This is a genomic window from Sphingomonas sp. DC4900, assembly GCF_049896485.1.
Lineage (GTDB): Bacteria > Pseudomonadota > Alphaproteobacteria > Sphingomonadales > Sphingomonadaceae > Sphingomonas > Sphingomonas aquatilis.
Map to the genome: position 1 here is coordinate 65,162 of NZ_JAFCUK010000006.1, position 26,355 is coordinate 91,516.

23 protein-coding genes are annotated in these 26,355 nt (G+C 67.0%); 15 read left to right on the forward strand and 8 right to left on the reverse strand.

All coding sequences use genetic code 11. The annotated features are described in order from the left end of the window. The first annotated feature begins 13 nt into the window (after positions 1-13). Positions 14-694 carry a DUF6445 family protein gene (locus ACP690_RS08960; RefSeq protein WP_426260875.1) on the forward strand — a complete coding sequence of 227 codons (681 nt, stop codon included), beginning with the start codon at positions 14-16 and terminating at the stop codon, positions 692-694. Continuing rightward, complete coding sequence (locus ACP690_RS08965) at positions 691-2,481, forward strand: discoidin domain-containing protein (protein WP_426260876.1); 1,791 nt, start codon at positions 691-693, stop codon at positions 2,479-2,481. The genes ACP690_RS08960 and ACP690_RS08965 overlap by 4 nt, the downstream gene beginning before the upstream one ends. On the opposite strand, the gene ACP690_RS08970 is transcribed toward ACP690_RS08965, so the two are convergent. Further along, entirely contained in the window at positions 2,459-2,740 is a 282-nt protein-coding gene (locus tag ACP690_RS08970; protein ID WP_017979776.1) for a hypothetical protein, read from the reverse strand. The two genes, ACP690_RS08965 and ACP690_RS08970, sit on opposite strands and share 23 nt — an antisense overlap. A 34-nt stretch (positions 2,741-2,774) precedes the next feature. Further along, a complete protein-coding gene (locus tag ACP690_RS08975) occupies positions 2,775-3,185 on the reverse strand; it encodes a hypothetical protein (protein ID WP_294212404.1) in 411 nt (136 codons plus the stop codon). Positions 3,186-3,381: 196 nt separating this feature from the next. Here ACP690_RS08975 and ACP690_RS08980 point away from each other — a divergent pair, with 196 nt between their 5' ends. The 13 genes from ACP690_RS08980 to ACP690_RS09040 all read left to right on the forward strand — a co-directional run bounded on the left by ACP690_RS08980 (position 3,382) and on the right by ACP690_RS09040 (position 18,546). Further along, positions 3,382-5,946 (forward strand): PAS domain S-box protein, encoded by a 2,565-nt coding sequence (locus ACP690_RS08980; RefSeq protein ID WP_426260877.1) that lies wholly within the window; start codon positions 3,382-3,384, stop codon positions 5,944-5,946. A gap of 10 nt (positions 5,947-5,956) precedes the next feature. After that, a complete protein-coding gene (locus tag ACP690_RS08985) occupies positions 5,957-6,211 on the forward strand; it encodes a hypothetical protein (RefSeq protein ID WP_426260878.1) in 255 nt (84 codons plus the stop codon). A gap of 58 nt (positions 6,212-6,269) precedes the next feature. Beyond that, positions 6,270-6,455: a hypothetical protein gene (locus ACP690_RS08990; protein ID WP_426260879.1), complete on the forward strand. Its 186-nt coding sequence runs from the start codon at positions 6,270-6,272 to the stop codon at positions 6,453-6,455. 64 nt (positions 6,456-6,519) lie between these two features. Then, positions 6,520-9,009 carry a PepSY domain-containing protein gene (locus tag ACP690_RS08995; protein ID WP_426260880.1) on the forward strand — a complete coding sequence of 830 codons (2,490 nt, stop codon included), beginning with the start codon at positions 6,520-6,522 and terminating at the stop codon, positions 9,007-9,009. Between the two features lie 240 nt (positions 9,010-9,249). Continuing rightward, positions 9,250-9,564: an STAS domain-containing protein gene (locus tag ACP690_RS09000; RefSeq protein ID WP_226341841.1), complete on the forward strand. Its 315-nt coding sequence runs from the start codon at positions 9,250-9,252 to the stop codon at positions 9,562-9,564. After that, a complete protein-coding gene (locus ACP690_RS09005; RefSeq protein ID WP_017979769.1) occupies positions 9,561-9,929 on the forward strand; it encodes a response regulator in 369 nt (122 codons plus the stop codon). Before ACP690_RS09000 ends, ACP690_RS09005 begins: the two co-directional genes overlap by 4 nt. After that, on the forward strand, positions 9,926-11,938 hold the full coding sequence (locus ACP690_RS09010) for a chemotaxis protein CheA (protein WP_426260881.1): 2,013 nt from the start codon (positions 9,926-9,928) through the stop codon (positions 11,936-11,938). The genes ACP690_RS09005 and ACP690_RS09010 overlap by 4 nt, the downstream gene beginning before the upstream one ends. Beyond that, on the forward strand, positions 11,925-12,446 hold the full coding sequence (locus ACP690_RS09015; protein WP_147035121.1) for a chemotaxis protein CheW: 522 nt from the start codon (positions 11,925-11,927) through the stop codon (positions 12,444-12,446). The genes ACP690_RS09010 and ACP690_RS09015 overlap by 14 nt, the downstream gene beginning before the upstream one ends. A 23-nt stretch (positions 12,447-12,469) precedes the next feature. Continuing rightward, positions 12,470-14,284 carry a methyl-accepting chemotaxis protein gene (locus ACP690_RS09020; RefSeq protein WP_426260882.1) on the forward strand — a complete coding sequence of 605 codons (1,815 nt, stop codon included), beginning with the start codon at positions 12,470-12,472 and terminating at the stop codon, positions 14,282-14,284. Further along, the gene (locus ACP690_RS09025) at positions 14,281-14,760 is read left to right on the forward strand and encodes a chemotaxis protein CheW (protein ID WP_043059177.1); all 480 of its coding nucleotides are present in this window, start codon (positions 14,281-14,283) and stop codon (positions 14,758-14,760) included. Before ACP690_RS09020 ends, ACP690_RS09025 begins: the two co-directional genes overlap by 4 nt. Positions 14,761-14,868: 108 nt before the next feature. After that, complete coding sequence (locus ACP690_RS09030; protein ID WP_426260883.1) at positions 14,869-15,723, forward strand: CheR family methyltransferase; 855 nt, start codon at positions 14,869-14,871, stop codon at positions 15,721-15,723. A 1-nt stretch (position 15,724) separates the two neighbouring features. Next, the gene (locus tag ACP690_RS09035; RefSeq protein ID WP_147036844.1) at positions 15,725-16,798 is read left to right on the forward strand and encodes a protein-glutamate methylesterase/protein-glutamine glutaminase; all 1,074 of its coding nucleotides are present in this window, start codon (positions 15,725-15,727) and stop codon (positions 16,796-16,798) included. A 44-nt stretch (positions 16,799-16,842) separates the two neighbouring features. After that, positions 16,843-18,546 (forward strand): hypothetical protein, encoded by a 1,704-nt coding sequence (locus tag ACP690_RS09040; RefSeq protein WP_426260884.1) that lies wholly within the window; start codon positions 16,843-16,845, stop codon positions 18,544-18,546. 72 nt (positions 18,547-18,618) lie between these two features. Here the strand turns inward: ACP690_RS09040 and ACP690_RS09045 are convergent, their stop codons facing one another. From ACP690_RS09045 to ACP690_RS09070, 6 genes are all read right to left on the reverse strand, one after another. Then, the gene (locus ACP690_RS09045; RefSeq protein WP_426260885.1) at positions 18,619-19,683 is read right to left on the reverse strand and encodes a DUF2332 domain-containing protein; all 1,065 of its coding nucleotides are present in this window, start codon (positions 19,681-19,683) and stop codon (positions 18,619-18,621) included. A 26-nt stretch (positions 19,684-19,709) separates the two neighbouring features. Continuing rightward, positions 19,710-21,524, reverse strand: coding sequence for a methyl-accepting chemotaxis protein (locus ACP690_RS09050; RefSeq protein ID WP_426260886.1), 1,815 nt, complete (start codon positions 21,522-21,524; stop codon positions 19,710-19,712). 34 nt (positions 21,525-21,558) lie between these two features. Beyond that, positions 21,559-24,309 carry a TonB-dependent receptor gene (locus ACP690_RS09055; protein ID WP_426260887.1) on the reverse strand — a complete coding sequence of 917 codons (2,751 nt, stop codon included), beginning with the start codon at positions 24,307-24,309 and terminating at the stop codon, positions 21,559-21,561. Positions 24,310-24,420: 111 nt separating this feature from the next. Then, positions 24,421-24,870 (reverse strand): peptide-methionine (R)-S-oxide reductase MsrB, encoded by a 450-nt coding sequence (msrB, locus tag ACP690_RS09060; protein ID WP_017979758.1) that lies wholly within the window; start codon positions 24,868-24,870, stop codon positions 24,421-24,423. A gap of 10 nt (positions 24,871-24,880) precedes the next feature. Continuing rightward, positions 24,881-25,648 carry an SDR family NAD(P)-dependent oxidoreductase gene (locus ACP690_RS09065; protein WP_426260888.1) on the reverse strand — a complete coding sequence of 256 codons (768 nt, stop codon included), beginning with the start codon at positions 25,646-25,648 and terminating at the stop codon, positions 24,881-24,883. Continuing rightward, positions 25,645-26,214, reverse strand: coding sequence for a type 1 glutamine amidotransferase domain-containing protein (locus ACP690_RS09070; protein WP_426260889.1), 570 nt, complete (start codon positions 26,212-26,214; stop codon positions 25,645-25,647). Before ACP690_RS09070 ends, ACP690_RS09065 begins: the two co-directional genes overlap by 4 nt. Positions 26,215-26,355 lie beyond the last annotated feature (141 nt).

The window sequence follows — 26,355 nt, forward strand, 5'->3', positions numbered from 1 at the left end:
CCGCGGCGTTCGCATGACGCCGCGGCTGATCCGGGTCGGGGCCAGCGACATTCCCGTCGTCGTGGTCGACGATGTCGTCGGCGATGTCGGCAGGATCGTCGATCTGGCCGCGACGCTGGCGCCGTTTCCGGCGGTGGCGGGCAGCTATTATCCCGGCGTACGGCGGGTGCTGACGCCGGCGGACGGCGCGGCGCATGACTATGCGACCGCGCTGCTCCAGGCGCTGGCACCCTTCATCGGCGGGGCGTTCGACGTCGAGGGCTTCGACTGGATCGAGGGCAGCTTCTCGATGGTCACGGCGCCGCCCGCGACGCTGTCACCGGCGCAACGCGCGCCGCATTTCGATGCGGTCGATCCGGGCTATCTCGCCGTGCTCCACTATCTGTCCGATACGCCGGGCAGCGGCACCGCCTTCTATCGCCAGCGCAGCACCGGGATCGAGCGGGTCGATGCCGGCAACCGCGACGCCTTCATCGCCGCCGCCCGCCGCGATAGCGCTCTGCTGTCGGGCTATACCAATGCCAGCAACGCCGCGTTCGACCAGATCGGCGCGGTGGCGGCGAAGCGGGACCGCGTCGTCCTCTATCAGGGCTGCCTGCTCCATTCGGGCATCATCCCCGCCGACATGCCGCTGTCCGCCGACCCGCGCGTCGGGCGGCTGACCACCAACCTCTTCGTACAGGCGCACCGATGACCCTGCTGCTCTCGATCCTGGCGGCTGCGACGCCGCAGACCTACGCCAATCCGGTCGACATCGACTATCGCTACAATTTCGAGCAGGTGAATGAGGGCGTGTCGTACCGCACCGGCGCCGATCCCGTCATCGTGCCGTTCAAGGGCGCCTATTACCTGTTCCTGACGCTCGCCGACGGATATTGGCGATCGACCGACCTCCTCACGTGGCACTTCATCACGCCGAGCCGCTGGCCGGCCGAAGGGATCGTCGCGCCCGCCGTCACGTCGGACGGCCAGCGCCTGCTCATCATGCCGTCGATGACGACGCAGGGCACGATCTACAGCACCGAAGACCCGGCGAGCGGCAAAATCGACTATTTCGTCCGCCGCATGCCGCCGCTGCCCGGCGCGGTGAAATCGGGGCTGGAGGACACGATCAAGCCGGGGCAGGTGCCGCCGGGCCCGTGGGACCCCGACCTGTTCCAGGACGACGACAAGCGCTGGTATCTCTATTGGAACTCGTCGAACGTCTTTCCGATCTATGGCGCGCCGGTCCGCTTCGCCGACGGCAAGATTACCTATGGCACGCCCCGCACATCGTTCATCCTGCTCGATCCCGATCATCATGGCTGGGAACGGTTCGGCCAGGACCATAGCGGCACGTTGCCGAACGGCACGCCGATCAAGCCCTTCATGGAGGGGGCCTGGATGACCAAGGTCGGCGGCCGCTACTATCTGCAATATGGCGCGCCCGGCACCGAATATAACGCCTATGCCACGGGCACCTATGTCGGCACGTCGCCGATGGGGCCGTTCACCTACGCCGCCTACAACCCCGTCGGCTACAAGCCCGGCGGGTTCGTGCAGGGGGCAGGGCACGGGAATACGTTCCAGGATCTGAACGGCAATTGGTGGAATACCGGTACGCCGTGGATCGGCTACAATTGGACGTTCGAGCGGCGGATCGGGATGTGGCCGACGGTGTTCGACGCGGACGGGCAGATGCGCGTGTCGACGCGCTTCGGCGACTTTCCGCAGCGCATGCCCACGCGCCGCTTCACCGATCCGGATGCGCTGTTCATCGGCTGGATGCTGCTGTCCTATCGCAAGCCCGCGACGGCGAGCGCCAGCGTTCCCGGCTTCGCGCCGGACCAGGCGACCGACGAAAACCCGCGCACCTTCTGGCTGTCGCCGAGCAAGGCGACGGGCGCGACGCTGACCGTCGATCTGGGCGCCGCGAAGACGGTGCGTGCGGTGCAGGTCAACTTCGCCGACTACAAAGCGGGCCGCTTCGGTGACGCGCCGGATATCTATACCGAGTTTCGACTGGAACAGTCGCTCGACGGCCGGACATGGCGGCCGCTCGCCACGACGGAGGGGCCGCGTCGCGACCGGCCCAACGCCTATATCGAGCTGCCGCAGCCGGCACGCACCCGCTACGTCCGCTACGTCCACGGCCATATCGGGGGCGCGCACCTCGCGATCAGCGACCTGCGCGTGTTCGGCAATGCCGATGGCCCGCCGCCGGGCGCGCCGGATCTGCTTGCGGCGACGCGGGCGGCGGACACGCGTGATGCGACGATCCGCTGGCGGCGCGTGCCGGGCGCCGTCGGCTATAATGTGCGCTGGGGAATCCGGCCCGATCGTCTGGCGCTGACCTATCAGGTTTTTGCCGACCGCGTCGCGCATGGCGAGGCGGCAACGCTGCCGCTCCGCGCGCTGACCGTGGGCCAGCGCTATTACGTCGCGGTGGAGGCGTTCGACGAGCGCGGCGTGTCGCGGCTCAGTCGCGTGGCGGCGATGTAGCCGCGTCCGCGAGCCGCTCGGTCAATTCCATCCAGTTGCGCGCGGCATCGCGGTCGGCAGCGTCGGGAAAGACGATGTCGAGCGCCGGCGCCGCGCCCAGCATGTGCAGCAACGTCCACAAGGCGAACCGTCGCGCGCGATCGGTTTCGAGGCCGAGATCGACCTGCATTCGCTCGATCCCGGCGTCATAGGCCGCCGGCGGCACCGCATCGAGGTCGGCGGTGCCGAAATAGCGGCGCATTTGGTCATCGAGGTCCATCCCGCCCCCTAACGCGGGACGCCCCCCGATACCATCAGCGCAGCGTGTCCTTGGCGGGCATCGTATAGGGGACGAAATCGCCCAGCGAGACGAAGCCGCGCGGGAATTGCGAGGCACGATCGACCAGGCGGACCGTGTCGATGCTGCACAATTGCGATCCGATGGTGTTGGTGACCAGAATGTCGTCGTCGCGCAGTGACGGCGCACCCGATCGCGGTTCGTTGAGGTAGAGGCGTCCGCCGACGCGATACAGGATCGCCTTGCCGTCGATGATGCGGGTAGAGGTGACGCTGGCCAGGTTGATGCAGCTCGTCGGCTTGCCGGCGACGCGTCCGGCAAGCGCGGTCTGCAATTGCTCGTCCGGCGTGGGTTGCGGCTTGGCGGCGGAGGCCGCGGCGGTGGTCAGCGCGAGGGCGACGCCGACGAGGAGCAGGGGCTTTTTCATGCTCCGAACCTATCACGAACAGGCTGAACCGAGCCTGACCGGCGACGAGTCGTGCGGGGATCGGGTAATGGGCGGTCCGGCGTCGATGGGCGTCCACAAGGCGCCCGCTTTGCAGTGGGTCGATATTGGTCTAGTGTAAAAAGAAGGTGGCGACGCAATGACCCGACATTCAGGGTGGTGCGTTACCCGATGTGGAATGAGCTACTACTTCATGGCGGACGTCGATCAGGTCCCTAACCGCGCCACCGGACAGGACTTCCTGACCGGCGGAGGGGCATGCGGCGCGCTGATTGGAGAGCGTGACTGGTCGGCGACGCCGCTGGGACCGATCGGCGACTGGCCGCAAAGCCTGCGTACGGCGACGGCATTGCTGCTCCGCTCGCCGGTCCCGATCGTGATGCTGTGGGGCGAAGACGGCGTCATGCTGTACAATGACGCCTATTCGGTCTTTGCCGGCGGCCGGCATCCGCAGCTGTTGGGATCGAAAGTCCGTGAGGGCTGGCCGGAGGTCGCCGACTTCAACGACAATGTCATGCGCGTCTGCCTGTCGGGCGGAACGCTGCATTATCATGACCAGAAGCTGACGCTCTATCGTCACGGTTCGCCCGAGCGCGTGTGGATGGACCTCGATTATTCGCCGGTGCTCGACGAAAGCGGCACGCCGGGCGGCGTCATCTGCGTCCTGGCGGACACGACCGAACGCGTCGCGGCCCAGCGTCGTACCGCCTTTCTGCTGTCCCTGTCCGATGCGCTGCGCGGGCTGAGCACGCGGGAAGCGATCAATGCGCTCGCCTCCGAACGGCTGGCCGAATGGCTGGACGCCGATCGCACCTTCTACGCCGAAATCGCCGATAGCGGCTGGATGACGGTGCCGTGTGATCACTGTCGGGGCGTGCCCTCGATCGCCGGCCTGCATTCGCTCGAATCCTTCGGGCCGGACTTGCTCAAGGCCTATCGCTCAGGGCAGCCGATCGTCGCCTGCGACATTCCCGGCGACGAGCGGCTGAGCCTGGACGCGCGCGCGGGGCTGGCGGAGCGCCGGGTCGCCGCCTTCATCGATGTCGTGGTGTTCGACGAGACCGAATATGTCGGTGTGCTGGCCGCGCAGTCGGCGACGCCGCGCGTCTGGACGGCGGCGGAGATCGCGCTGGTCCAGGACGTCGCCGAACGCGTCAAGACCGCGATCGAGCGGGCCCGCGCCGAAGAGGGGCTGCGCCAGCTCAACGAAACGCTGGAGGAACAGGTCGCCGCGCGCGTCGCCGAGCGCGACCGATTGTGGACGCTGTCGCAGGATATGCTGGCGCGCGCCGATTATGTGGGGATGATGTCCGCCGTCAGCCCGGCCTGGACGCAGGTGCTGGGCTGGAGCGAAGCGGAGCTGCTCAGCCGTAGCTACATCAGCATCATGAACCCCGAGGATGTGGCGCACACGACGGCCGCGATCGCCGACATGGCGCAAACGCGTCGCCCGGCCCGGTTCGAAAACCGGATCGCCACGCGCGACGGGGGTTGGAAGCATATCGAATGGACCGTCTCGCCCGAAGCGGACGGCGTGAATTTTGTCGCGATCGGCCGTGATCTCAGCGATGCCAAGGCGCGCGAGGCGGATTTGGAAACCGCACGTGAGGCGTTGCGGCAGAGCCAGAAGATGGAGGCGATGGGCAGCCTGACCGGCGGCGTCGCCCACGATTTCAACAATCTGCTCACCCCGATCATCGGTTCGCTCGACCTGCTGGTGCGCAAGGGCGTCGGCACCGAACGCGAACAACGGCTGATCGAGGGCGCGCTGCAATCGGCGGAGCGCGCGAAGACGCTCGTGCAGCGCCTGCTCGCTTTCGCGCGGCGCCAGCCGTTGCAGGTGACCGCGATCGATGTCGAGCGCGTGGTCGAGAATATGGCGGGTCTGATGGCGGCAACGCTGGGCCCGATGATCGACGTGCGGGTCGACCTGTCCGATCTGCCGCCCGCCCGCGCCGATCTCAACCAGCTGGAAATGGCGCTGCTCAACCTGGCGGTCAACGCGCGCGACGCCATGCCCGACGGCGGCGAACTCAGGATCAGCGCACGGCGTGAAAGCGTGGCGGCGCTCGACGATCGTGCCCTGCCGCGCGGCCATTACGTGCGGCTGAGCGTCAGCGATACCGGCGTCGGCATGGATGCCGATACGCTGCGCCGCGCGATCGAGCCGTTCTTTTCCACCAAGGGCGTCGGCAAGGGCACCGGGCTGGGATTGTCGATGGTGCATGGCCTGGCCGCGCAGCTTGGTGGCGGCCTGACGATCGAAAGCGCGCCGGGCGCGGGCACGACGATCAGCCTGTGGCTGCCGATCAGCGCGACCGCGGCGCTTGACGACGAGCCGCCGATCGAGGTGACGCACGTCGTCAAGCGTCTCGGCATCGCGCTGCTGATCGACGACGAGGACTTGGTGCGGATGAGCACCGCCGACATGCTTGCCGATCTCGGCTATGACGTGGTCGAGGCGTCGTCGGCGGAGGAGGGCCTGCGGCTGATCCATAGCGGGCTGGAGCCGGCGGTGCTGGTGTCGGACCATTTGATGCCCGGGATGAGCGGCGCCCAGCTGGCGCGCGAGATCCGCCGGTTGCGGCCCGGCCTGCCCGTGCTGATCGTGTCGGGCTATGCGGAGGAGGAGGGGATCGACCCCGACATCCCGCGTCTGACCAAGCCGTTCCGCAATGCCGAGCTGGCTGCCAGCCTGGCGTCGGCGCCGGCATCCGTCGTGCTGCCGGCCACCGCCGCCTGAGCCACGCGCCATGGCGAAGCGCAAGCGGCTGCTGACCGCCACTCTGCCCGATGGCTATGTGAAGACGATCGGGCCAACCGCCGCGCCCTTCACCCATTATTGGCGGATCGTCGCGGTGACCGAGGCGGGCGGCACCGAAGTGTTCTGGGGCCATAGCAATTCGCTGCGCGAGGCGAACGGCAAACGCGCCGCCACCGCCGACGCCGCCCGGCAGCGCGGCTGGACCCGCTACGATTTCGAGGTCGTCGAGCTCGTCGAAAGCTGACGGTGGCGGATCGAGAATGCGTCCCCCGCCAAGCGTCAGCGTCGGCGCGGGAGGGAGCGTGGGGACTGCCATCGCTTCGGAAGACCGCGATCTGCCAATCGAGCACGCGGTCGTCGTCGACGTCGATCAACTGGGTGGCTGCATGTTCACCCGCAATTCCGATATCTTGCGCCCGCGCGGTCATTTCGAGCGGCTGCGCTTGAACCCTCACCGGCACAGTCGCTTAACACCGCCGCGTCATTGACCCCTGAGAATCCGCCCGCTAACGCAACTAAATCGCAATAACAACAGCGGAACGAAAGAGCCGGATGACGCGCAGGGTCCTGTTTCAGATCCACTGGTTTCTGGGGATCACTGCGGGCCTGGTGCTGGCGGTCATGGGCGTGACCGGCGCGATGATCAGCTTCTCGCCGGAGATTATCGCGGCGATCAATCCCGGCATCGTCACCGTCACGCCGCAACCGGGACCGCGTCTGTCCGCGCCCGATCTTGTCGCCCGGTTCCAGGCGCAACGGCCCGATGCCCGGATCGGCCGGTTGGTGGTCGAGCGCGATCCCACTCGCGCCGCGATGGCGAGCTATACGACGGGACCGTCGAAGACGCGTCACGTCACCTATCTCGATCCCGTGACGGGTCGGATGCTCGGCACACCGCGTGGCGAAGCCGTCCTGGACACCGTGGAGAATCTGCACCGCTGGCTCGCCCTGCCCGGCGGCGGCAAAGGAATCGGGCGGCAGATCACGGGCTTTTCCGCGCTGGCGCTGATCTTCTTCGCGCTGTCCGGCCTGTATCTGCGCTGGCCGCGCCGCCCGCTCGACTGGCGCAACTGGTTCGTGCTCGACCTGCGGCGCACCGGGCGCAACCTGTACCGCGCGCTGCATGCCGTCGTCGGGGGATGGGTGGTGCTGTTCTACCTGATCAGCGCCAGCACGGGCTTGTGGTGGTCGTACGACTGGTATCGCACCGGTGTGCGGCATCTGCTTGTCGCCGAACAGCCCGGCGGCAAAGTGGGCGCCGCGGCAGAGCGCAAGGGTAAGGGCAAGGCCGATGCGCCCGTCGACTGGCGCGCCGCCTGGACGGCGTTCGACCGCGCCACGGCGGGCCGATCCTATGCCACGGTGACGGCGACGGCGCGCGAGGGCAAGGTCGAATTCCGCGCGAAACTGCCCGATGCACGGCACGACCGCGTGTCGGATGAGGTGACGATCGACGCGCGCACGAGCAGGGTGACGACCTACACCCCCTATGCGCAGCGGAGCTGGGGGCAGGACATCGTCTTCGGCATCTATGAAATCCATCGCGGCGCGTATTTCGGTCTGGCGGGCCGGCTGGCGATGACGCTCGCCAGTCTGACGATGCCGCTGTTCACGATTACCGGTTTCCTGCTCTATCTGGCCCGGCGCCGTCGCAAGGCCGCGCTCGCCGAGGTGATGGCGGACGATTCGCTTATGATCGTGCCAGACGATGCGCGGACGCTGGTCGCGTATGCGTCGCAGACCGGGACGGCCGAACGGATCGCGCGCCTGACCGCGCAGGCCTTGCCCGATGCGGTTGCCACGCCGCTGTCGGCATTGGACGAGGCGGCGCTGGCCCGCGCCTCGCGCCTCTTCGTGGTCGCCAGCACCTATGGCGAGGGCGAGCCCCCCGACACGGCGCGCGCCTTTGCCCGGCGCCTCACGCAAAGCTCCGGCGACCTGTCGCACCTCAATTATGCGGTGCTGGCGCTCGGCGATCGCGAATATCCGGATTTCTGCGCCTTCGGTCATCGCATCGATCGCTGGCTGCATACGGGCGGTGCGACCCGGCTGTTCGATTGTATCGAGATGGACGGTGACGCAGCCGACGCGCAACGCCAATGGCAGCAGCAGCTTGGCGCCCTCGGCGCACGCACCGATCAGCCCGACTGGGCACCGGCGCCGATGGGCGACTGGCGGCTGATCGAGCGGCGCCTGCTCAATCCGGGCAGCAGCGGCGGTGCGACGTGGCATGTCGCTCTCGAACCGATGGACGCGCCGGTTGACTGGGCGGCGGGCGATATCGTCGAAATCCTGCCGCAGCACGACCCGCGGCGGGTCGCGGCCGTTCTGCAGCGCATGGGCTGGAACGATACGCCCGAGCTGCGCGCATGGCTAGCGACCCGGATCCTGCCGGATGTCGATGCTGGCGTCCTCGATCCCGAATCGCTGCCGCCGCTCGCACATCGCGACTATTCGATCGCCTCGATCGCGCCGTCGGGCCGCGTCGAGCTGATCGTGCGCCACTGTCTTGCCGCAGACGGACTGCCGGGGCTGGGATCGGGCTGGCTGACGCAGGGCGCGCCGATCGGGGGCGTCGTACGCGCGCGCGTCCGCAGCAACCCGGCGTTTCACGCGCCGCAGGCGGAAGCGACGCCGCTGATCCTGATCGGGAACGGCACGGGCCTTGCCGGATTGCTCGCGCACGCACGCCACCGGCATGCGACCGGCGGCGGTCCGGTGTGGCTGTTCTGGGGCGAACGCCACCCGGCGCAGGACGATTATCATGCCGCGGAGCGTGCCGCGCTGCGCGACAGCAATACGCTGACGGTGGAGCATGTCGCATGGTCCCGCCTGGGCAGTAGCCCCCGCTACGTTCAGGATGCGCTGACGGCACACGCGGGGATCATCGTCCAGGCGGTGGCGGACGGCGCGGCGATCTACGTTTGCGGCAGCCTTCAGGGCATGGCGGGCGACGTCCATAAGGCGTTGGCGTCGATACTGGGTGACACGTGCCTGGAGATGATGCTGGAAACAGGCCGGTATCGGCGGGACATCTATTGATCTGTATCAGCCCGTGCTACTGACTAAATAAAATCCAGCCCAATCTATGGGTTATAAACCTCATTTGGCGCGCTGTTTACTGAGGTATGACAGCTAGCATTACCTTAAAACGCCATTTTGAGTAGAAAAACCTTTGCGGCGCGAATTTTTTACTTCGTCGAAGTGCCGCCGGCCACTCAGTCTTAAATGGACATTAACCGTTAAGTCCTAATTGGCCTAATCAGCCAAGGGGGCACCGACATGACTAGCATCCCAACTGCGCCATCGTCGCTGACGATGGCGTCGATACACGACTTCGCCCTGACGATCGGGCAGTGCCAGCAGGGAGGGGAAGGCCCGCTGACGCTCGACCTGTCGCAGGTCGCAGCACCCGATCTCAGCCTTTTGCAGCTCGTCGAAAGCGCCCGTGCGCAGGCGCGCGTCGGCGGCGGCAGCGTCCGCCTGTCGGCGCCGGCCGCCGGTCCGCTTGCGGCCTTGCTGGGCCGCGCCGGCTTCACCGACGCGATGACGCCCGACGACCTCGATTTCTGGTTCCACGGAGACCTGCCACAATGAGCGCTTCCATTCTTGCCGTCGATGATTCCGCCAGCCTGCGCATGGCGATCCGCATCGCACTGACCGGCGCGGGCTATACCGTCACCGAAGCGTCCGATGGCGTCGATGGCCTGACGAAGGCCAATGCGACCCGCTTCGACATGATCGTCACCGATCTCAACATGCCCAACATGGACGGGCTGACGATGATCAAGGAAATCCGGAAGAATCCGTCGCAGGCGGGTGTGCCGATCATCTTCCTGACCACCGAATCCGATCCCGAAATGAAGAACCAGGCCAAGGCGGCCGGTGCCACCGGATGGCTGGTCAAGCCGTTCGTGCCCGACCAGTTGGTGAAGGTCGCCCGCAAGGTGCTGGGGCAGTGAGCGCCGACGATCCGATCGCCGCCTTCCGCGTGGAGGCTGGCGAGCTGCTCGATCAGGTCGAACAGGGGCTGCTCGATCTCACCCACCGGCTCGGCGACATGGACCTCGTCAATGCGGTGTTCCGCGGTCTGCACACGCTGAAGGGCTCGGGCGCGATGTTCGGCTTCGACGCGCTCGCCGGCTTCACCCACCATTGCGAAACCGCCTTCGATCGCGTCCGCAAGGGCCAGGTGCCTGCGACGCCCGCGCTGGTCGGCGTGATCCTGTCGGCACAGGACCATATGCGCGGGCTGGTCGAGGGCAACGCCTCCGAAAGCGAAGGCGCCGCGATCCTGGCGTCGCTGCAAGAGGCGGTGGACGCCGCCTCCGGCGGTGCCGCGGCCCCCGCAAAGAACGCCGCCCCGGCGGCGCCTGCTTCGGCAACCGCCGCCGTCGCACAGGTCGCCGGCTGGAACATCCGCTTCCGCCTGCCGCCCGATTCGATGGCGAATGGCACCAATCCGCTGATGCTGCTCGACGAATTGCGCGAGCTGGGCAGCTGCACCGTCGTCGCGCTGACCGATCAGGTGCCGCCGCTGCCGGAGCTCAATCCGACGCACTGTCACATCGGCTGGGACGTCACGCTGATGGGCGACGTCAGCCGCGATGCGATCGACGATGTCTTCATCTTCGTGATGGACGACATGGAGCTGACGGTCACGCCGATCGCCGATGCGGCCGAGCCGGCTGCGGTAGAAGAGGCTGCCCCGGCAGCGATTGTGGAGGCAGTGGCGCCGTCCGCTGCGCCGCCCGCCGCGGCCAACGATGCCGCCGCCGCGCGTACGCCGGTGAAGGCCGACGAAAGCGTCCGCGTTCCCGCCGCACGGCTGGATTCGCTGATGGATCGCGTCGGCGAGCTGGTCATCGCGCAAAGCCGCCTGTCGCAGCTGGCGCATCATGGCCATGACCTCGTGCTCCGCTCCGTCTCCGAAGAGATCGAGCGGCTCGCCGGCGAGCTCCGCGACACGATGATGGTGCTGCGCATGGTGCCGGTCGCCAGCCTGTTCGGCCGCTTCCGCCGCCTGATCCACGATCTGGCGCGCGACACGGGCAAGAATATCGTGCTGGTCACCGAAGGCGAGGCGACCGAAGTCGACAAGACCGTCATCGAGCGCCTGTTCGATCCGATGGTCCATTTGGTCCGCAACAGCTGCGACCATGGCCTGGAAAACGCCGAACAGCGCGTCGCCGCAGGCAAGCCGGAGGCGGGCACCGTCCGCCTTGGCGCGCATCAGAGCGGCGGCGAGGTGGTGATCACCATTCGCGACGACGGCCGCGGCATCGATCGCGCCCGCGTCCGCGCCAAGGCGGAGGCAAACGGCCTGATCCAGCCCGATCAGGTGCTGTCCGATCAGGAGCTGCTGCAGCTGATCTTCGCGCCCGGCTTCTCGACCGCGGCGCAGATCACCAACCTGTCGGGCCGCGGCGTCGGCATGGACGTGGTGAAGCGCACGATCGAGGGGCTGCGCGGCACGATCGACATCCAGTCGGTCGACGGGCAGGGATCGACGATCTCCTTACGCATCCCGCTGACGCTCGCCATCATCGACGGCCTGCTCGTCCGCGTCGGCGCCAGCCGCTACGTCATTCCGCTGACCGCGGTCGAGGAATGCCTGGAGCTGAGCCTCGAGGACGATATGCGCCATCGCGGCCGCAGCCTCATCACGCTGCGCGAAAAGCTGGTGCCGTTCCTGCGCCTGCGCGAACTGTTCGCCAGCGGCACGAAGCCCGATCCCTATCAGAAGATCGTCGTGGTCGCGACGGGGCAGGGCCGCGTCGGGCTGGTCGTCGACCAGATCATCGGGAACCACCAGACCGTCATCAAGCCCATGTCGCCGCTGCATCGCGGCGTATCCACCTTCGCCGGCGCGACGATCCTCGGAGATGGCGAGGTCGCACTGATCCTCGACATCGCCCAGCTCGTCGCCGCGGGCCAACCCCAAGAGGAGAGCCTGCGTGCAGCCGGATGAATCGCGCCGATCCACGGCCATACCCTGGACCGATGACGGCCAGCTCGAAGTGCTGGTATTCGATCTCGGCGGCCAGAGCTTCGCGCTCGAGGCGGTGCTGGTCCGCGAGATCCTGGACATGATGCCCGAAACCACGGTGCCGGGGGCGCCACCGCTGGTCGCGCATGTCCTCAACTTCCGTGGGCGGATCATTCCGCTCGCCGACCTGCGTCTCGCCTTCGGCATGCCTGTCACCGGCGCGACGCTCGACAGCCGCATCGTCGTGATCGAACTCGATCTCGATGGGGAGGCGACGTTGATCGGCCTGCGTACCGACAAGGTGCATGAGGTCGCGACGTTCCACGCGAATACCAGCGAGGACGCACCCGTCGTGGGGCTGCGCTGGCGCCGGGATCTGGTGCGCGCACTGATCCGGCACGAGGGCGACGACATCGTCGTGCTGCCCGATCTCGAAGCGATTTTCCTGAACCTCGCGCACGGCGACGCCGCGGCGCGCTCCATCCACTGATTTCAACGGGGGGGACCCAACACATGCGTGCTACGATTAAAATGAAACTGGGGGCGACATTCGGTGTCCTCATCTTGGCCCTGATCGCCGTCGTGACCGTTGGCGTTACGCGGATGGCCAGCCTCAATGAGGGTATCTCCGAGGTCATTTCCGGCCCGGCCCATCGTCTGAGCGTCGCCCAGCAGATCGCGACCGAAGTCAATTTCGTCTTGCGTTACGAAAAGAACCTCGCGCTGACCAACGACGAAGCGCTGATGCGGACGTTCGACAACCAGATCACCGAACATCGCAAGAAGATCGACGGTCTCGTGGTCGAAGGCGTCTCGACGGCCAGCGAACAGGGTAAGCCGTCGTGGCTCAAGGTCCAGAGCCAGTGGGAAGCGTTCAAGCCGGTCAATGATCGCGTGCGCGCACTAGGCTTGGCCAACAAGAACGTCGAAGCCGCCAATCTGTCGATCACGCAATCGCGCAAGGTGGCGGGCGAGCTCACCGCGACGATCGACCAACTCGTGTCGATCCAGCAGGATCAGATGCAGCAGGCGGATAAAGACACCAACGCGCTCTACACGGAATCGCGGACGATGCTGATCATCGTCGCGGCGATCGCCACGCTCATCGCTGTGGCAGGTGCCATCTGGATTTCGTTGCTCGTGTCGAACGGCCTGAAGCGGATCGGCGTTGCGCTGGACGCGGTGGCGATCGGCGACCTCGACCAGGAGGTCAAGGTCAACACCAACGACGAGATCAAGGACCTGGTCAACACCGTCAACGGCATGACCGCCAACCTGCGCAAGAGCGCAACGCTGGCGACCGAGATCGCCGGCGGCAACCTCACCGTCAACCACCAGCCGCTGTCGGACAAGGACGGCCTGGGTCTGGCGCTGGTGTCGATGATCGAGCGTCTGCGCAACGTCGTGGGCGATGCTTCGGCGGCGGCGGATAACGTCGCGGCGGGCAGCCAGCAGCTGTCGGCGTCGTCGGAACAGGTCTCGCAGGGTGCGACCGAACAGGCCGCTGCGGCCGAGGAAGCCTCGGCGTCGATGGAGCAGATGGCAGCCAACATCAAACAGAACGCCGACAATGCGGCGCAGACCGAAAAGATCGCGCGTCAGTCGTCGATGGATGCCGAGGCAAGCGGCGTTGCCGTCAATGCCGCCGTGGGCGCGATGCGTACGATCGCCGACAAGATCGGCATCGTGCAGGAAATCGCCCGCCAGACCGACCTGCTCGCGCTCAACGCCGCGGTCGAGGCGGCCCGTGCCGGCGAACATGGCAAGGGCTTTGCGGTGGTCGCATCGGAAGTGCGCAAGCTTGCCGAGCGTAGCCAGACCGCTGCGGCTGAAATCAGCGCAGTTTCGTCGGAGACGGTGAGCGCCGCCGCCGACGCGGGCGACATGCTGGGCAAGCTCGTCCCGGATATCCGCCGCACCGCGGAACTGGTGGCAGAGATCAGCGCCGCGTGCCGCGAGCAGGACATCGGGGCGAGCCAGATCAACCAGGCGATCCAGCAGCTCGACCAGGTGACGCAGCAGAATGCCGGCGCCTCCGAGCAGATCTCGTCCACCTCGGAAGAGCTGGCGGCCCAGGCCGAGGAACTGCAGCAGAGCATCGCCTTCTTCCGGGTCGAGGATCGCGCCTCGCCGGTCGCCCGCGCCGCCACCGCGCAGCGCAAGGCCGCCCCGGCCCGCAAGGCGGCGCCCGCCAAGAAGGCTGCGCCGGCCCCGCGCCCCAAGGGCAATTCGATTATCGACCAGCAGGCTCGCGCCCGCGGCTTCGCCCTCGACCTGACACAGGGCGGCCCGGACAGCGAAGACATGGAATTTGGAGAGGCAGCATGAGCGACACAACTGTGATGCAGGCCGTTACCTTCGGCCTGGGAGATGAGGTGTTCGCGGTATCGGTGACGCTGGTCCGTGAAATCCTCGATTATGCCCCCGCCTTTCGGGTCCCCAACGGACCCGGCTGGCTGCTCGGGCTGACCGACGTGCGCGGGCAGGGTGTGCCGACGGTCGATCTGCGCGTCCGTCTGGGCCTCGCACCTGCGGAGCCGACGCTGTCGACGCGGGTGCTGATCGTCGACGTGCCGCTCGCCGACCGCACCGTGTCGCTGGGTCTGGTGGTCGATCGCGTCCTCGCGGTCACCACCTTCGCCGCAGAACGGCTGGAATCGGCGCCCGACATCGGCATGCGCTGGCGCTCCGATTATATCGAGGGCGTCGTGCGCGAACCCGAGGGCTTCGTTGTCGTCATCAACGTCGCCGAGATCTTCTCCCGCGACGACATCGACGCCACCGCGCTCGCCGCCGCGGCCTGACCCGGCGTCGGTCTTTCTAAGAGGAGCCGCGGTCGCTGCGGCTCCCCCCCCCCCTTTCTCTCACTGACGACGGCCCGGACCCCGGTTCCCGTCGATGGAACGACCATCATGGCTGCTGTCGCCAAAGCGCTTCCCCCGTCCGATCTCGATCACCTCAGCGCCGACCGGTTCACCCGTCTCGCCGCGCTGATCTACGACGAAACGGGCATCAAAATGCCCCGGACCAAAGCGACGATGCTGGAGGGGCGGCTGCGGCGCCGCGTCCGCGACACGGGGACAGCGACGCTCAACGCCTATTGCGACCTGCTGCTCGCCGATCCGACCGCCAATGGCGAGATCGATCATCTGATCAATGCGGTGACGACCAACAAGACCGACTTCTTCCGCGAACCCGGCCATTTCGACTTTCTGGCGGGCACGGTGCTGCCGACGATGCTCGCGCAGGGTCGGCGCCGGATCCGGACATGGAGCGCGGCCTGTTCGACGGGGGCGGAGCCCTATACGATGGCGATGGTGCTGGATCGCTTCGCCGAAGCGAACCGCATGGAATATGGCATCCTCGCCACCGATATCGATACCGAGGTGCTGGAGACCGCGCGGCGCGGCATCTATCCCGCCGAGCAGGTCGATCCGGTGCCGTCGGTGATGCGTCAGCGCTACGTCGCCGCCTCGACCGACCGGCGGGCGGCCAAGGTGCGGATCGCGCCCGAACTGCGGTCCGCGATCGGCTTTGCGCGACTGAACCTGATGGACACGCATTATCCCGTCGGCGACCCGATGGACATCATCTTCTGCCGCAACGTGCTCATCTACTTCGACAAGCCGACGCAGGAGGCGGTGGTCCGACGATTGTGCGACTGCCTGCGCCCCGGCGGCTATCTGTTCCTGGGTCATTCGGAATCGATCGCGGGCATGGATCTGCCCGTGAAGACCGTGTCCTACACCGTATTCGAGCGCTGCTGATATGAAACCCGTCCGCGTCCTCATCATCGACGACAGCGCCAGCGTCCGCCAGGCCATGACCGCGATCCTCGGCGAGGATCCCGACATCCAGGTGATCGCCGCCGCCGCCGATCCCTTCGCCGCCGCCCGCTACATCCAGGAAGAGGTGCCCGACGTCATCACGCTGGACGTCGAAATGCCGCGGATGGATGGCGTCACCTTCCTGCGCAAGTTGATGAGCCAGCGCCCGATCCCGGTCGTCATGTGCTCCTCGCTGGTCGAGGAGGGGTCGGAAACGCTGCTGCAGGCTTTGGAAGCCGGGGCGGTGGACGTCATCCTCAAGCCGCGCATGGGCGTCGCCGAGCATCTCAACGAAGCCAAGCTGATGATCCGCGAGACGGTGAAGGGCGCGGCCAAGGCGCGGCTCGGCGCGCGGCGCCAGGTGCGGGCGGCGTCGCCGGCGCAGAAGCTGACCGCCGATGCGGTACTGCCGCCTCCCACCGGTCGCGCGATGAGCCGGACGACGGAGATGGTCGTGTGCATCGGCGCGTCCACGGGGGGCACCGAGGCGCTGCGCGAGGTGCTGGAGGCGCTGCCGGCCAATTCGCCGGGCATCGTCATCGTCCAGCACATGCCCGAAAGCTTCACCCGCGCCTTCGCCAAGCGGCTCAACGGCCTGTGCCAGGTCGACGTCAAGGAGGCGGAGGACGGCGACACGGTGATGCGCGGCCACGTGCTGATCGCGCCGGGCGGCCTGCGTCATACGCTGCTCGAACGACAGGGCGCGCGCTATGTCGTCTCGGTCAAGGAAGGGCCTCTGGTGTCGCGTCACCGCCCGTCCGTCGACGTGCTGTTCCGCTCGGCGGCGCGCAATGCCGGGTCCAATGCGGTCGGCATCATCATGACCGGCATGGGCGACGACGGCGCGCGCGGTTTGCTGGAAATGAAGCAGGCAGGAGCGCGAACTTTCGCGCAGGACGAAGCAACCTCCGTCGTGTTTGGCATGCCCAAGGAAGCCATCGCCCGCAACGCCGCCGACAAGGTCATACCATTGGGCAATATCGCCCGCGAACTGCTCCAGGCGACGGCGCGATGAGCGCGCCTGTTCCGCATTTTCTTCTCGCCCGCAAAGGATAGGCCATGCTGCATACCTCCATCACGGCCGATCACGCCTTGGACCAGAGCGTCGGCGATCTGCAACGGACGCTGGCGCTGATGGCGGCGGGTATGGATGCGCATTTCGTACGCGCTGGGACCACGCTCGCAGGAGCCATAGAAACGATCGATCGGATCATCTCCGCGATCGATGGCGTCACCGGCGCGCTCGACGAAAGCGTCGCGGGGATCGCGGTGACCAACCTGAAAGAGGTTGCGGCCGATCTCGCCAACCTGCCCGTGGTGCAGCAGGAGCGCGACACCGACATGGTGCGGGTGAGCGGCGCGGCGCGGATGCTGCGCGATCACATCATGGAGATGCGGCAGGCGCTGCGCGTGCTCCATATTTACGGCCTGAATATCAAGATCGCGGCGTCGGGCGAGCCCGCCTTCGTCGGCTTCGTCGACAGCATGGGGCATCGGCTGGCGGCGGGTGAGGAGCATCTGGAAGGCTTCCTCGCCAAGCTGAAGGATCTGAAGGACAGCGTCGGCGCGGTGCAGCAGGCCGGGCGCCTCGTAACCAAGGAGGCGCGACACGTCGTTCCCGCGGTGCCGGAAAATCTGGTGCGTCACGCCACCGCGCTGCACGCGCATCTGGGCACCACCGCCACGATGGCGCAGCAGGTGGCGTCGATCGCCCGCACGGTGCAGGGGCGCGTCGCGACGATGCTGGGCGCGTTGCAGGTCGGCGACAGCACGCGCCAGCGCCTGGAGCATGTCGTGTCCGCGTTGCAGATGCTGGAGGTCGTGGGCCCCTCCATCGATCCCATGGTGCGCATGGAGGTTTGTGCGGTCATCCATCCGATGCTCGCGGCGCAGCTGGAGGCGAGCGCGGTCGATTTCGACCGCGACACGCGCCTGCTGGTCGATGCGCTGCGGGCGCTGAGCCCCGACACGACCGCGCTGCTGGGCCTGATCGATAACGACGCGGGCAGCAACGGCCGCCCCTTCCTCGCCGAGATCGACAAGGCGGTGGGCGAGGTCGCATCGATCACCGCGCAATTGCAGGATGCCGACCGGCGCTCGACCGCGATGCTGGGCATGATCGGCGAGACGGTGTCCGAATTGACCGGGCGGCTGGCGCTGTTGCAGCGCGTGCAGTTCGACGTGCAGGACATCGCCACCAATACACGACTGCTGTGCCGCCGGCATGGTGACCTCGGCAAGGCGGTATCGGTCGTCGCGGGCGAGGTGGACGTCCACGCCCAGTCGCTGGGCAAGGCGATGGGCGGAATCCGCCAGCCGCTCGACGAGCTGGCCGCGGTGAACGCGACGCTGGTCGAAAAGCGCGCGGCGGCGGACAATCGCGATCTGGGCAGCAAGCTGTCCGATGCGCTCGCGGTGATCCGCGAGGGGTGTCAGCGGACCGAGGGTGCGGTGCGCGTCGGCGGCGACGATGCGCGGCAGATCATCGAGATGCTGGCCTCGGTCGGCGATGAGATCGGCGCGGAAATGGCGCTGGGGGGCAAGATGCGCGACGCGGCGCTCGTGCTCGGCGTGATGCCCGCGATGAGCGACCCGTCGGAGGCGGCGACGACGATCCTTGCCGATGTGCTGCCGCGTATCGCTGCGCTGTACACGATGGCACAGGAGCGCGAAGTCCACGCCGCCTATCTGCCCGCACACCTCGCGCCGGCGCCGGCCGTGGCGGCCGTCGCGGAGGATGACGACGACGACGGGCTGTTCTGACGAAGAAAGCCCCGTGTCCGCGATGGCGGCACGGGGCATCCGTTACAGAAGCTGGATCCAGGAAAGGGGCCGTCAGGCCGCTATGTCGTGCCAGTCGATCCACGCACCATAAGCGTGGCAGGTGGCAAGATGACGGGTCACCCCGTCGGGCCAGGTCGTCAGACACAGATGGACTGCGTCGCGCGCCTCGGTCCATTCGAACCCGATCCGGGCCAGCGGGCGATCGACATCGGCCCGCGCGCCCGCCTCGGCAAAGGCCCGCTCCACGGCGGCATGGCCGTTGGCGTCGAGATATTGCAGCGCCATCGAATGAACGATCGTGCGGCAGACGCCGGCGGCCTGCGGGGCGGCGAGCATCGTCGGCAGCCACCGGGTGATGTCGCCCGTATCGACGACGGGCGGGTGTGCGCGTGCGATGCGCAGTGCCTGCGCCAGACGTTCGGCGCGGTCGGATTCGTCCGCCCAGATGAAGGCCATCAGCCGTTCGCAGGCGGCGCCATCGGTCACGTCGAGGGGGCTGAGATCGACGCCGCGCGCGGACTTCACGGCGATGGGACGGATGACGGGCGCTGCACCATGCCATGCGGGCGCGACGCGGACGGACGACGCCGGATCGCCGGCGACATGGCCGCCCAGATCATAGGCATAGCGATCGAGATTGAGGTTCAGTCCGGCGCTGGCACCGAGTTCGCGCAACTCGCACGGCATGTCGAACCGGCTGCGCAGCGTCATCAGCGCCGCCATGATCGCGGCGGTGCGTCCGACTTCGTTGGTCTGCGGCGGCGTGCGCATCCATTCGGCGATATGCGCATCGGCGGCGTGCATCGCCGCGCCGATGACGGCATCGAAATCGCCGTCCAGCCGCCGGTACAGGTCGGTGAGGGCCGTGAGGTGGCCGGCGCGCGCCAGCGCATGCAGCGCGGCGTTGAACCGCATCGCCAGCGCGTCGGCGGCGACATCGCGCGGCCAGTCGGCGATCAACGCGGCGGTGCGTGGCGCGCGGTACAGCTGACGCTCTCCCGCGGCGAGCACCGCGGCGACGAACGGCGATCCCATCTCGCGGACGGCCATCGCCTGCCGGGCGAGCGGGCCCGGACCGATGTCATCGTTCGTGTCGGGGAATGGCGCCCCGTGCATGGGCCCGGGGCGCACGGCCATTGCGATCAAAACGCGTCCCAGTCGCCATTCGCGACGCGGCGCGGCGTGGGAATGGGGGCCGGACGCGCAGCCGCGGCCGCGGGACGGGATCGTGCCGGCCGGTAATCGGCAGGGGCGGGAGCGGGGGCAGGGGGCTGACCGTCGATCTCGAAGGTCGCGACCGATGCGGCGAGCTGCTGCGCTTCCGCCACCAGCTGGCGCGCTGCGGCGGAGGTCTGTTCGACCATCGCGGCGTTCTCCTGCGTCATCTGGTCCATCTCGCCGATCGCAACGTTGATCTGGCCCAGGCTCTTTGCCTGATGATCGGACGATTGCGCGATCGAGTCGATCGAACCGCTGACCGCACCGACGCTGTCGATGATCCGCGACAATGCCTGTCCGGTCTGGTCGACCAGATCGACACCGGCGCGGATATGGGTGGAGGCAGACGTCACCTTCGTCTTCACCTCTGTCGCGGCATCCGCCGAGCGCTGGGCAAGCGCACGGACTTCGGACGCGACGACCGCGAAGCCCTTGCCGGCTTCACCCGCGCGCGCCGCCTCGACACCGGCATTGAGCGCCAGAAGATTGGTCTGGAACGCGATGCCGTCGATCAGGCTGATGATGGCCGCGATCTCGTTGCTGGCCTGTTCGATGCCCTGCATCGCGTCGATCGCCTGCCGCACGATCGTGCCGCCGCGTTCGGCCTCCGTGCGGGCCTGCGCCATGGCGGAGCTGGCACCGATCGCCGCACCCGCGCCCTCACGGATCGACTTCGTCACCTCGTCGAGGGCCGCAGCTGATTCCTGCAAGGCGGCGGCTTCCTGTTCGGTCCGCTGCGCCAGATCGAGCGCAGCCTGGTTGATCTCGCCCGAATTGTGCTTGATCGACTGCACGCTGCCGCGCACCTCGCCCAGCACGCGCGACAGGCTGGCGGTGGCGGTGTTGAAATCGTCCGACAGCAGGCGGAATGCCTGCGGTACGTCGGCGATGCGCACGGTGAGGTCCGCATCCGACAGGCGATGCAGGCCGCCGCCGATCGCGGTCATCGCCGCCTCGCGGTCGGCATCGTCGGCCACCTTGGCCGCGGCGGTGTCGCGGAACACGGCGACCGCGCGCGCCATGTCGCCCAGTTCGTCGGTGCGGTCCGCCTCGACCACGATGTCATGCCGTCCGCTGGCGAGTTGCGCCATCGCATCGGTCAGCAGCGTGATCGGCCGCGCGATCTGGCGGCTGAGCAGGACGGACAAGGTGATTGCCACACCGATCAGCGCGATGCCGCCGATGGCCAGCGCGATCAGTGCGGTCAGGATCGCCTTTTCCTGGCTGGCCGCGGCAGACTCGATGTCCTGCGTTTCCGCGGCGCGCAGATCGCGCAGGGGGAGGGCGATCTTGCTGACGAGCACCGCAGGTCCCGCGTCCCGCACCGCCTGCTGCGCTTCGTCGCGGCGGCCGGCCTTCACCCAGCGGATCAGCCGGTCGCCCCAGTTACGGCGCCATTTCAGCGTTTCGCGACGGGCCGTGTCGAGCTGGCGCAGCTTGACCGGATCGGTCAGCAGCGTGTCCAGTTCGGCGGCGGTTCCGTCGAACTCCTTGCGCGCTTCCTCGTATGACTTGAGGTAGGTGACGTCGCCCGTCACCAGAAAGCCGCGGAACTGGCTGTTCTGGCGCAGGATCGCCGTCTCCAGCGTCAAGGCCTTGGCATAGATGGTCTGGGCAAAGTTGTTCCGATCCGTCGACTGCCTGATCAGCATGATCGTGCCGAAGAGCACCATCATCACGACCGCTGCAGTCGCGATGATGGTGAGGAACGACAGGCCCAGCTTGCGCGGTATCTTCATAATGTCCACGGGTCCCGGATCAGTGGAAGGGCGTTCAGAAGCGCGAGCGCAGCGTCACGCCATAGGTACGCGGTTCGGCGAGGTACGACGAGAAGATCGCATTGCCCGTCGCAAAGTCGGGCGAGCCGAAGGCGGCGACCTGCGACGCGCTGCCCGCACCCTGGAAGGGGGCGGCGAAGGCGACCTGCTGGTAATTGGTGTTGAGGACGTTCTGCCCCCAGAATTCCAGTGCCCAGCGCTGGTCGCGGCCGCGGATGCCGATGCGTGCGTTGACCAGGAAGAAACCGTCCTGCCGCTTTTCCAGGAACAGGTCCGACCCGGTGTTATAGTCGCTGGTCAGGCGGCTATCGACGTAGAACAGCGCGTGCATGCCATTGTCGCCGATCGGCGGCGTCCACGACGCCGAGCTGGTGACGGTGTGGCGCGGCGCGTTCGACATCTGCGCCCCCGGCAGTAGGAACAGCGCGGCGTTCAGCGCCTCGCCCGCATCGCTGCCGACCAGGTTGTTGCGATATTGCGTGTGCGCATAGGTGTAGCCGAGGTTGAAGGTCAGATCCTCGGTCGGATAGGCGCCGGCCTCCAGTTCGAAGCCCTGCGTGATGACGCCCGAGCGCACCTTGCCCGTGCAGGCGCCGGTGGTCGAGGAATTGTCACGGTCGGCACCGTTCAGGCCGGTGCTGCACGACCCGATATTCTGAACGATATAGTTGGTGCCGTTGAAGGTGTTCAGCTGGAAGTTCTTGAACGCCGAACGGAAGCCCGCGAGGTTCGCGGTGAACTTCGGCGTCGCATATTTGATGCCGATTTCGAACGCCTGCACCGTCTCGGGATCGAAGCGCAGGTTCGAAGCGGCCGCCGCGGTCGGCGTGGCGAAGACGGTGGCCGACAGATCCGACTTGTCGAGGTTGAAGCCGCCCGCCTTGTAGCCGCGGGCGTAGGACGCGTACAGCAAGGTGCTGGGCGCGGGCTTCCACGACACGACGCCGGTGCCGGTGAACTGACCCTCTGCGATCTTGTCCTTGATCGGCACGCCGGTCAGCGCCGACGTCGAATTGCCGGTGCAGGTGAGCGTGATGATGCCGCCGATCAGTGGCTTGAGCGCCGCGGGCACCGCCGCACTGGCCAGCAGCGGGCTGAGCGCGGCCTGCTGCGCCGGGCAGACGGTGTTGTTGTTGTTGAAGCTCGCGTCCAGGCGCTTGTGCTCGTTCGTGTAGCGCAGGCCGCCGGTGATGCTGAGCGTATCGGTGATCTTGAAGATGTTGTGCGTGAAGAAGGCGTAGTTGCTGCTCGTCTGGTGATACAGGTCGCGCACGCTACCGACGTTGTTGACGGTGCTGAGGCGATCGATGCCGCTGATCACCGCCTGGCCGACCGCGGGGGTCAGCACGGCGCGGCCGGCAGCGCTGAGGCAGCCGCTCGCGGTCGGATCGCGCAAAGCGGCAGCCGGGTTCACCGTGGCGACGGCGCGGCATGCGGCGAAGGCGCCATATTGCGAGCCGAAGCGCAGATTGTCGACGACGTCGAGGTCCTCGTGCGCGTAATAGCCACCGACCAGCCAGTCGAGCCGGTTGTTGAACAGGCCGCCGCTGAGGCGGGTTTCCTGCGTGAAGGTCTTGAATTGGCGATAGGCGTTGCCGTCGTTGGGGCGGTAGACGATGTCGACGTTGCCATAGTCCATGTCGCCCGCGCCGCCGGCCTTGTATTCGCGATAGGCGCTGATCGAGATGAGCTGCACGTTGCCCAGCGTCCAGCCGATGCGCGCCGACACGCCGCCGTCAGTGGTGACGTTCGAATAGGCCTGGCCCTTGGTCTGGGCGATCTGGCGGTTGTAGGGATTGCCCATGCTGGGCAGCACGCCGCCCAGGCTCTGCAGGATCGAGACGATGCGGTTCTGCGACGCGATCGAGAAGTCGCCCGGCACGCCCGGCGTCGGATCGAACTTTTCGCGCGTGTCGATGTAGACGGCGCCGCAGCACTTTTCGTCGCGGTGCGTGTAATCGCCGATCAGGCGGACCGAAAAGTCGGGCGACGGCTTCCAGAACAGCTGGCCGCGGACGAAATAGCGATTGCGGTTGTTGAAGTCGGTGTTGTTGATGACATCGTGCAGGAAGCCGTCGCGCTTGCCGTAGACGCCGTCGATGCGGAAGGCGAGCGTGTCGGCGATGATCGGGCCGGTCAGCGCGCCGGCCAAGCGGACGGCGTCGTAATTCCCGTAGCTCGCTTCGGCATAGCCGCCGAACTTGAATTCGGGATATTTGGTGTAGATGCTGATCGCACCCGCCGACGAGTTGCGGCCCGACAGCGTGCCCTGCGGCCCGCGCAGCACCTCGATGCGCTCGACTTCGCCCCGGTCGTTGAGGCCCGAGCCGGTGCGGCTGCGATAGACGCCGTCGATGAACACGGCGACCGAGCTTTCGAGGCCGGGGTTGTCGCCGACGGTGCCGATGCCGCGCAGGCGCGCGGTCGCATTGGCTTCCGATCCGGTGGACGAGACGATCAGCGACGGCGCCAGCTGCGCCATCTGGCGGATATCGGTCGCGCCCGAATTCTGGAGTGCTGCGGTGCTGTAGGCACTGACGGCGATCGGCACGTTCGACAGGCGCTGCGAGCGGCGCGTGGCGGTCACAACGATATCGGCAGTATTCTTCGATTCGGCTTCGGCACGGGCCTTTTCCGCTTCGGCCTGCTTCCCCGACGGTACAACGCCGCGCAGGCCCTGCGCGCCGGCTGGCACGACGGCGCCCAAACACGACGCCGCCGCTGCCAGATATACCCACTTCCGCATCGATTCTGCCCCTCTTTGATCCATTCCCTTGGCCAAGCCTTGGCCGGAAAGGGGATAAAGAGGCGTTAACCGTGCGGAATTTACCGCGTGATCTTCATGACATGCGTCGGATCAGCCGACGTCTTCGACCTGATCCAGATAGGCGCCGTAGCCTTCTGCTTCCATCGCATCGCGGGGCACGAAGCGCAGCGAAGCGGAGTTGATGCAATAGCGCAGCCCGCCGCGATCGCGCGGACCGTCGGGGAAGACATGGCCCAGGTGGCTGTCGCCATGCTTCGAACGCACTTCGGTGCGCACCATGCCGTGGCTGCGATCGTGCAGTTCCTCGACATTGGCGGGCTCGATCGGCTTGGTGAAGCTCGGCCAGCCGCAATGCGATTCATATTTGTCGGTCGAGGCGAACAGCGGTTCGCCCGAGACGATATCGACGTAGATGCCCGCGGCCTTGTTGCCGAGATATTCGCCCGTACCGGGGCGTTCCGTGCCGCTTTCCTGCGTCACATAATATTGTTCGGGCGTCAGCTTCGCGATCGCTTCGTCGGTCTTGCGGTAATCGGCCATGGTCGGCTCCTCAGCTAAGCGGCGGCTGTCCGTTGGAGGCCGAGAGGCCACCGTCGACGGGCAGGTTCACACCGGTAATATAGTGCGCATCCTCGCTCGCCAAAAAGGCGATGGCCCCGGCGATGTCAGCAGGGTCCGCGCCGCGGCCGATCGGGATGCGCTCCTCGAACTTGGCGATGAGGTCGGGCTGTTCCTTCATGCCCGCGGTCAGCGCGGTATAGGTGAGCGACGGGTTGACCGCATTCACGCGCACGCCCACCTTCGCTTCGTCCATCGCCAATGCGCGGGTGAAGTTAGTAACCGCACCCTTGGCCGCGCAATAGAAGCTGTGGTTCCAGTCGCCGCCAAGACCCGACACCGAAGAGATGTTGACGATGCAGCCCTTGGCCGCGCGCAGATGCGCGATCGCGGCGCGGCTCATCTGGACGACGCCGTACAAATCGGTTTCGATCACCTTGGAAAAGGCGCCGAAATCGCCCTCGTCGAGCTTGCCGAGATGGTCGATACCGGCGTCGTTGACCAGCACGTCGATGCCGTCGAAGCGGCTGACGGCAAGGTCGACCAGCGCCTCGCAATCGGCCATGCGGCTGACGTCCACCTCCAACGTCTCGACCGTATCGCCCAGTTCCGCGGCGAGGCGCTTGAGGCCCGCCGCGTCCTTGTCGCCGAGCACGAGGTGCGCGCCCTCCGCAGCAAAGCGCCGCGCCGCGCCCTCACCGATGCCCGAGGCGGCACCGGTGATGACGACGACCTTGCCGGCGAACCGATTGCTGTTCACGCGCTCGCGGCCTGCTCGGCGTGGCGACCTTCGGCGACTTCCTCGATCAGCTTTGCGCAGAAAGCGGGAAGGTCATCGGGGTTGCGGCTGGTGACGAGGCCCTTGTCGACGACCACCTCCTGATCGACCCAATTGCCGCCCGCATTGCGGATGTCGGTCTGCAGGCTGGGGAAGGACGTGAGCGTGCGGCCCTTCAATACATCCGCCTCGACCAGGGTCCAGGGCGCGTGGCAGATCGCGGCGACGGGCTTGCCGGCTTCGAAAAAGGCGTGGACGAAGGCGACGACCTCCTTCGAGGCGCGCAGCTTGTCGGCGCCGACGCTGCCGCCGGGGATGACGAGGCCGTCGAACTGATCCGCGGACACGTCGCCGATCGCCTTGTCGACCGTGAAGGTCTTGCCGGGGTCGAGGTCGTTGTTCACCGTCTGCGCCTCGCCCGTTTCCAGGCTGATGACGACGACCTTGCCACCGGCCTGTTCGACGGCATCCTTGGGCTGCGCGAATTCGGGTTCCTCGGTGCCGCGGGGGGCGATGAGAATGGCGATCGTCTTGCCGTCGAGGGTCATGGAATGTCTCCGAAGGTCAGGGAAGTCTTTGGAAAGGGGCTCCCTCGAACGATCGGTTTTCGCAGCGGTTGCGTGGGGGGGCGGATAATGTCGGACGCCCCCGAAACGACAGCGGGGCGCTGCCGCGATCGGCAACGCCCC